Raw genomic sequence first — 6,829 nt, forward strand, 5'->3', positions numbered from 1 at the left:
GGGAACGACCGGCTAAAGCCGCTCTTATCCCTTTGCCTCCAGTCATCCTTTTCTGAACGCCTTTGCTCACACCCTGTCTAGTCGGGTTCGAGGATGCAGAAAGGGCTCCTCTTCATAAAAGTCCGTCGAAGGCCTTCAGCCTTCTCTGTCCTTTTACTCCAGAGCTCCCTTTCTCCCGCATCCTCTCACACCCTTTCTTAAAATTCTTCCCCTAATACAAATGAGTTCTGGTCGAGGGAGAAGGGGGCGTCTTGGTTGATGTGGTCGTAGTAGAGGATGCCGTTGAGGTGGTCGATTTCGTGTTGGAGGACGATGGCGGGGTAGCCTTTGAAGCGTTTTTTGTGCTCATTGCCTTCTAGGTCTTGGTAGCGGAGGGTGATGCGCGCATAGCGGGGCACATAGCCGGGGACGTCTTGGTCGACGGACAGGCAGCCTTCGCCACTCGGTAGGGCCACTTTTTCTAGGGAGTGGCTGAGGATGCGCGGGTTGCAGACGACTTCTTCCATTATAATCTTGCCGTCTGGATCTTCCAGGTCAGGGATGAGGACGGCAGTCATTTGCTTGGAGACATTGACTTGGGGAGCAGCCAAGCCGACGCCTGCACGGAGGCCGTATTTTTCAGCGATTTCTTCATCTTGGCTGTTGTGCAGGTAGTCCATCAAGTCTTGGGCGAAGGCGCGGTCCTCGTCAGTCAGAGGGAAGGTCACTTTCTCAGCGGTTTTGCGCAGGGTGGGGTGGCCGTCCCGGATAATATCATCCATTGTAATCATATTGGTATAACATCCTTTCTAGTCTAGTAAATGTCTTCCCCTCATTATACCGTTAAAGCCGGCAAATGTTTAGCGCTTTTGCTTAATATTTAAGGCGAAAAAAACAGCTCAGGAAAAAGCTTTCAAAAGATATACTCGTGTAAACGCTTTAAATAGGCTGTTTTGACCCTTACCCCAGATCAGACTATAACAGATTGCCCAAAATGATTAGTACAGATTGATGATTTAATTTACAAATAAGAACAAAAAACCGCATTTAAAGGCCTGAGATCATCGACTTATCTTGGAAATAAACTTTGTGAAAAAAGGCTCAAAGTATAGAAAAGACAGCCTTTTCATTAATTTTTCTGTACTATAAAAGAACTTTTGAGCCTTGAAGCTATAAGACTTGCTTTTTATGCGCTAAAATGATACTTTATAACAGAGGGCTGCGTTTGATTGATACAGAATCGAATGCACTTGATTTAAAACTGAAAGAATTTTTATTATAAGAGAGGAATGATTATAAATGGCTAAACAACCAGTAGATTATGCTGCGCAGTTGGAAGCAATTGACGAGCTTTTCCCAATGGTTCGTATCTTAGACGAAGAAGGGAAAGTCGTTAATGAAGAGATTATGCCTGATTTATCAGACGATGAATTAGTTGAATTAATGAAACGGATGGTGTTCTCTCGGACGCTTCACGAACGTTCAATGGCTTTGGCTAAGCAAGGACGTTTAGGTTTCTACGCACCCACCTATGGCCAAGAAGCTTCCCAAATGGCCAGCTCTTACGCTTTTGAAGAAGGTGACTGGTTATTCCCAGGCTATCGTGACGTTCCTCAATTAATCGCTAAAGGCTTGCCTATCTACAAGGGCTTCCTCTGGTCACGTGGACACGTTGAAGGGAACGACTACCCTGAAGACTTACACGCTATGCCACCACAAATCATTATCGGTGCTCAATTAATCCAAGCCATGGGTAATGCTGTTGGCCAAAAATTAAATGGTTCCGACAATGTGACTTATGTCTACACTGGTGACGGTGGTTCATCCCAAGGTGACTCTTATGAAGGCTGGAACTATGCAAGCCGCTACAAAGCACCAATCGTATTCTTCATCCAAAACAACGGCTTCGCTATCTCAACCCCACGCGAAAAACAATCCGCTGCTAAGACCTTAGCTCAAAAAGCTGTTGCAGCAGGTATCCCAGGGGTACAAGTTGACGGTAACGACGCCTTAGCTGTTTACGCTGTGGCTAAACAAGCCCGTGAATATGCCGCTGCTGGTAATGGTCCTGTCTTGATTGAAACCATCACCAACCGTTTAGGCGCTCACTCAACATCAGGTGACAACCCTAAACTTTACCGGACCGATGAAGATATCGAACTATGGACCGGCCGTGAACCTCTCTTACGTATGCGTAAGTTCATGGAAGACAAGGGTCTATGGAACGAAGACATGGAAACTGAATATGTTGACCAAGTGAAAGATGAAATCAAAGAAGCAATTCAAAAGGCAGAGGCTGCCCCACAACAAAAAGTTTCTGATTTCTTGAAGAATATGTTCGAAAACCCTGGTCAAAACATTAAAGAACAAATCGAACAATATGAAGCAAAGGAGAGTGAATAAGCATGGCTAAAAAGAACAACCGCAACAAAACAATGGTTGAAGCCGTTACAGAAGCGTTAGACCAAGAAATGGCACGCGATGAAAAAGTCTTAATCTTTGGTGAAGATGTAGGTAAAAACGGCGGTGTATTCCGTGCCACAACAGGCTTATACGACAAGTATGGTGAAGACCGTGTCAGCGATACACCTCTATCCGAATCAGGTATTGGTGGTTTAGCCATTGGTTTAGCTCTTCAAGGCTTCCGTCCCGTTATGGAAATCCAATTCTTCGGTTTCGTATTCGAAGTGATGGACTCAATCTCTGGCCAAATGGCACGTACCCGCTACCGTATGGGTGGGACTCGCCATATGCCTATTACCGTTCGTTCACCATTCGGCGGTGGCGTTCACACGCCTGAAATGCACGCGGACTCCCTTGAAGGCTTAATGGCTCAATCTCCAGGTTTGAAAGTGGTTATCCCATCAAGCCCATACGAAGCAAAAGGTCTCTTGACTGCTTCTATCCGCGACAATGACCCAGTTGTCTTCTTAGAACACATGAAACTTTACCGGTCATTCCGTGAAGAAGTCCCAGAAGAACAATACGAAATTGAATTGAACAAGGCCAATGTTGCCCGTGAAGGTAATGATGTAACTATCATCGCTTACGGCTACATGGTACGCGAAGCATTGAAGGCTGCTGACGCCCTTGAAAAAGACGGCATCTCAGCTGAAGTTATCGACTTACGTACCGTTCAACCTCTTGACATGGAAACTATCGGGGCTTCTGTTGACAAGACAGGCCGCGTGGTAATGGTTCAAGAAGCCCAACGTCAAGCTGGCGTGGGTAACCAAGTGATTGCTGAAATTTCACAACGCAATATCTTGAGCTTACAAGCACCTATCCAATTCGTATCTGCTGCAGATACTGTCTTCCCATTTGGTTTAGCCGAAAACGTTTGGTTACCAAATGCCGAAGATATTCAAGAAGCAGTGAAGAAAGCAACTCAATTCTAATAGCTTAAGGACGCTTGGTAGCGGTTAGGGGAACTTAACCGCTCTGAGCTTTATCATCAAATAAGGACAGCTTTTGAACAGGTATTGAGAGATAGAAGGGAAGAAATTCAAACTATGGCTTATATTTTTAATATGCCCGATGTCGGCGAAGGTATGGCAGAAGGCGAAATCGTTGCATGGGACGTCAAAGTCGGCGACGAAGTTCAAGAAGAAGATACACTCGTAGAAATCCAAAATGATAAATCTGTTGAAGAAATTACTTCTCCTGTTACAGGGAAAGTAACCAAGCTTTACTATGAAGAAGGCGACTTGGCAATGGTCGGCGAACCATTGATCGCATTCGAAGGGGAAGGCTTAGAAGATAACGAAGCAGAAGCTGCTCCAGCTTCAACCCCAGAATCCCCAGCCCAAGAAGAAAAAGCTGAAGACCCAGCTTCATCCAACAAGGGTGGCGGCTCCTACTACAAATTCCGCTTACCAGACGTTGGTGAAGGGATGGCAGAAGGTGAAATCGTTTCTTGGTTAGTTTCTGAAGGCGACGAAATCACTGAAGAAGACTCCCTCGTTGAAATCCAAAACGACAAGTCTGTTGAAGAAGTAGCTTCACCAGTTGCTGGTACGGTTAAGAAGATCTTAGTTGAAGCAGGCACCATCGCTAATGTTGGGGATGTTTTAGCTGAAATCGACTCACCAGAACACAATGGCGAAGATGATGGGGCAGAAGATACCTCAACGCCTTCACAACCTGCTCAAGAAGCTAAGGCTGACGAAGGTAATGATGACGCAACAGGTGGCGCAGCTTCAGCACCAGCTACAGCTGATCCAAACCGTGTCATCCAAGCCATGCCTTCTGTTCGTAAATATGCACGCGACAAAGGCGTTGACATCAGCTTAGTAAACGGCACCGGTAAGAACGGCCAAATTACCCGTGATGACATCGACAACTTCGATCCAAACGCTCAAGCTGCAAGCAGCCAAGAAGCTAGCCAAGAAGCAGCTCCAGCTAAGGAAGAAAAAGCAGCTAAGAAATCACCTGCTCCAGCGCCAACTGTTTCTAACGAAGACTTGGTTGAACGCGTTAAGATCTCACCAATGCGTCGGATCATCTCTGAATCCATGACCACTTCTAAGTTTACTGCACCTCAAGTATCCCTCTTCATGGACGTTGAAGTGTCTAAACTTTGGGATCATCGTAAGAAATTCAAGGGCATCGCTGCAGAACGTGATGTGAAGTTAACCTTCTTACCTTATGTGGTGAAAGCCTTAGTTGCTGCAGTTAAGAAATACCCAATGCTTAACGCATCAATCGACGAAGAAAACCGCGAATACATCCTTAAGAAATACTATAACGTAGGGATTGCAACAGATACTGACAATGGTTTATTCGTTCCAAATATCAAGAACGCTAACCAAAAATCAATGTTTGAAATTGCTAACGAAATCAACGAAAAAGCTGCCAAAGCTCACGCTGGTGAATTAACCAACGAAGAAATGGGCGACGGTACCATTACAATTTCTAACATCGGTTCAGCTGGTGGCGAATTCTTCACTCCAATCCTTAACTTCCCAGAAGTTGCTATCTTAGGTTTCGGTGCCATCAAGCAAGAACCTGTTGTCAACGATGAAGGCGAATTAGCAGTTGGCCGCGTCTTGAAACTTTCCTTAACCTTCGACCACCGTATTGTCGACGGGGCTGTAGGTCAACGTTGCTTGAACGAAGTCGCTCGCTTATTGTCAGAACCAGAATTGCTGTTAATGGAAGGATAGGTTGATAAAATATGGTAGTAGGAGCAATGGCAATTGAATTAGATACAGTCGTTATCGGTTCAGGCCCTGGTGGCTATGTGGCAGCAATCCGCGCTGCCCAAAAAGGCCAAAAGGTTACAGTTATCGAACGTGAATTCCTCGGTGGGGTCTGCTTAAACGTTGGCTGTATTCCTTCTAAAGCCTTGATCCAAGCAGGTCACGCTTACCATTCTGCCTTAGAAGGCGCAGAAGTTTTCGGTGTGACAACTGAAGGAACAAACTTAGACTTTACCAAGACCCAAGATTGGAAAGACAACCAAGTCGTTAAGAAAATGACTGACGGGATTGGCTTCCTCTTCAAGAAGAACAAGATCGATGTGGTATGGGGCGAAGCTTATATCAACAACGATAAAGAGTTAACTGTTACCGGTGAGGGCGACGAACATCAATTGTACACTTACAACAACTTGATCGTTGCTACTGGGTCAACCCCAATCGAAATCCCAGGCTTCAAGTTCGGTGGTAACATTGTGGACTCAACAGGGGCCTTAGCTTTTGAAGAAGTTCCAGAAAAACTTCTAGTGATCGGTGGTGGCGTGGTAGGTTCTGAATTAGGTTCTGCCTACGCTAACCTCGGTTCTGAAGTCACCATCCTTGAAGGGTCTCCACAACTCTTACCAGGTTTTGAAAAAGACATGGTGAAAGTTGTTCAAAAAGACATGAAGAAAAAAGGTATGAAGGTCATCACCAACGGGATGGCTAAAGAAGCTACAGACAACGGCGACTCTGTAACCGTTAAATACGAAGAAAAAGGCAAAGAAAAAGAAATTACCGTTTCTAAAGTTCTCGTATCTGTTGGCCGCCGTCCAAATACGGCTGAAATCGGCCTTCAAGCAGCAGGCGTTGAAATGGACGACCGCGGCTTAGTCAAGGTTGACGAACAAGGCCGGACCAGCGTGAAGAACATCTACGCCATCGGTGATATCGTGCCAGGCTTAGCCCTTGCCCACAAGGCTTCTTACGAAGGGATCGTAGCTGCTGAAGCCATCGCTGGGGAAAATGCAATTGTTGACTACAAGTCAATGCCTTCAATTGCTTATACTGATCCAGAATTGGCAAGCTACGGCTTAACCGAAGCTGACGCTAAGGAAAAAGGCTTGGATGTACACTCCTTCAAATTCCCATTCGGTGGGAACGGCCGTGCCGTATCTATGGCTAACGCAGACGGTTTCGTTCGCTTAGTCGCTACTAAGGACAACAACATTATCGTTGGTGGCCAAGTGGTTGGACCTAACGCATCGGATGCTGCTGCTGAAATTGGCTTAGCCATTGAATCTGGCATGACAGCTGAAGATATTGCCTTGACGGTTCACGGTCACCCAACCTTGAATGAGGCGATCAAGGACTGTGCAGAAGGTCTTTTAGGCCAAGCTATCCACGCTTAATCTCATTAAGCAAACAAAAAATTGATTCTATACACAAAAAAGAGCCTGATCTTGGGCTCTTTTTTAATGGGGATTGGGATAATTTTTCATATAGATGGTGCTAGTGAGCATGCGTTCCGCTTTTGAATTTGGTCCTTGAAGAGCCATGGCACCGGCTCGAGCCAAGGTCTCTCACCTAGCAAATCTCAAACGGAGCGTACGGCTAAAGTCTACGCTCCGTAATTCGTTTTACTTGCTTTTCATGGCTAAGGACCAACTTCA

At 45.7% G+C, this 6,829-nt stretch carries 5 protein-coding genes; 4 read left to right on the plus strand and 1 reads right to left on the minus strand.

Translation table 11 applies throughout. From position 1 onward, the window contains the following. Positions 1–197: 197 nt before the first annotated feature. Positions 198–770 (minus strand): peptide deformylase, encoded by a 573-nt coding sequence (gene def, locus HMPREF3090_RS04700; protein WP_067972472.1) that lies wholly within the window; start codon positions 768–770, stop codon positions 198–200. A gap of 508 nt (positions 771–1,278) precedes the next feature. On the opposite strand from def, the gene pdhA reads away from it, so the two are divergent. The 4 genes from pdhA (at position 1,279) to lpdA (ending at position 6,568) form a co-directional block, all read left to right on the plus strand. After that, positions 1,279–2,382 (plus strand): pyruvate dehydrogenase (acetyl-transferring) E1 component subunit alpha, encoded by a 1,104-nt coding sequence (gene pdhA, locus HMPREF3090_RS04705; RefSeq protein ID WP_067972467.1) that lies wholly within the window; start codon positions 1,279–1,281, stop codon positions 2,380–2,382. A gap of 2 nt (positions 2,383–2,384) precedes the next feature. Continuing rightward, positions 2,385–3,377, plus strand: coding sequence for an alpha-ketoacid dehydrogenase subunit beta (locus HMPREF3090_RS04710; protein WP_067972464.1), 993 nt, complete (start codon positions 2,385–2,387; stop codon positions 3,375–3,377). Between the two features lie 114 nt (positions 3,378–3,491). Beyond that, positions 3,492–5,144 (plus strand): 2-oxo acid dehydrogenase subunit E2, encoded by a 1,653-nt coding sequence (locus tag HMPREF3090_RS04715; protein ID WP_067972461.1) that lies wholly within the window; start codon positions 3,492–3,494, stop codon positions 5,142–5,144. A gap of 11 nt (positions 5,145–5,155) precedes the next feature. Continuing rightward, entirely contained in the window at positions 5,156–6,568 is a 1,413-nt protein-coding gene (gene lpdA / locus HMPREF3090_RS04720; RefSeq protein ID WP_070486069.1) for a dihydrolipoyl dehydrogenase, read from the plus strand. The last annotated feature ends 261 nt before the right edge of the window (positions 6,569–6,829 follow it).

Origin of the sequence: Aerococcus sp. HMSC23C02 (genome assembly GCF_001806805.1) — a bacterium.
Taxonomy (GTDB): Bacteria; Bacillota; Bacilli; order Lactobacillales; family Aerococcaceae; genus Aerococcus; species Aerococcus sanguinicola.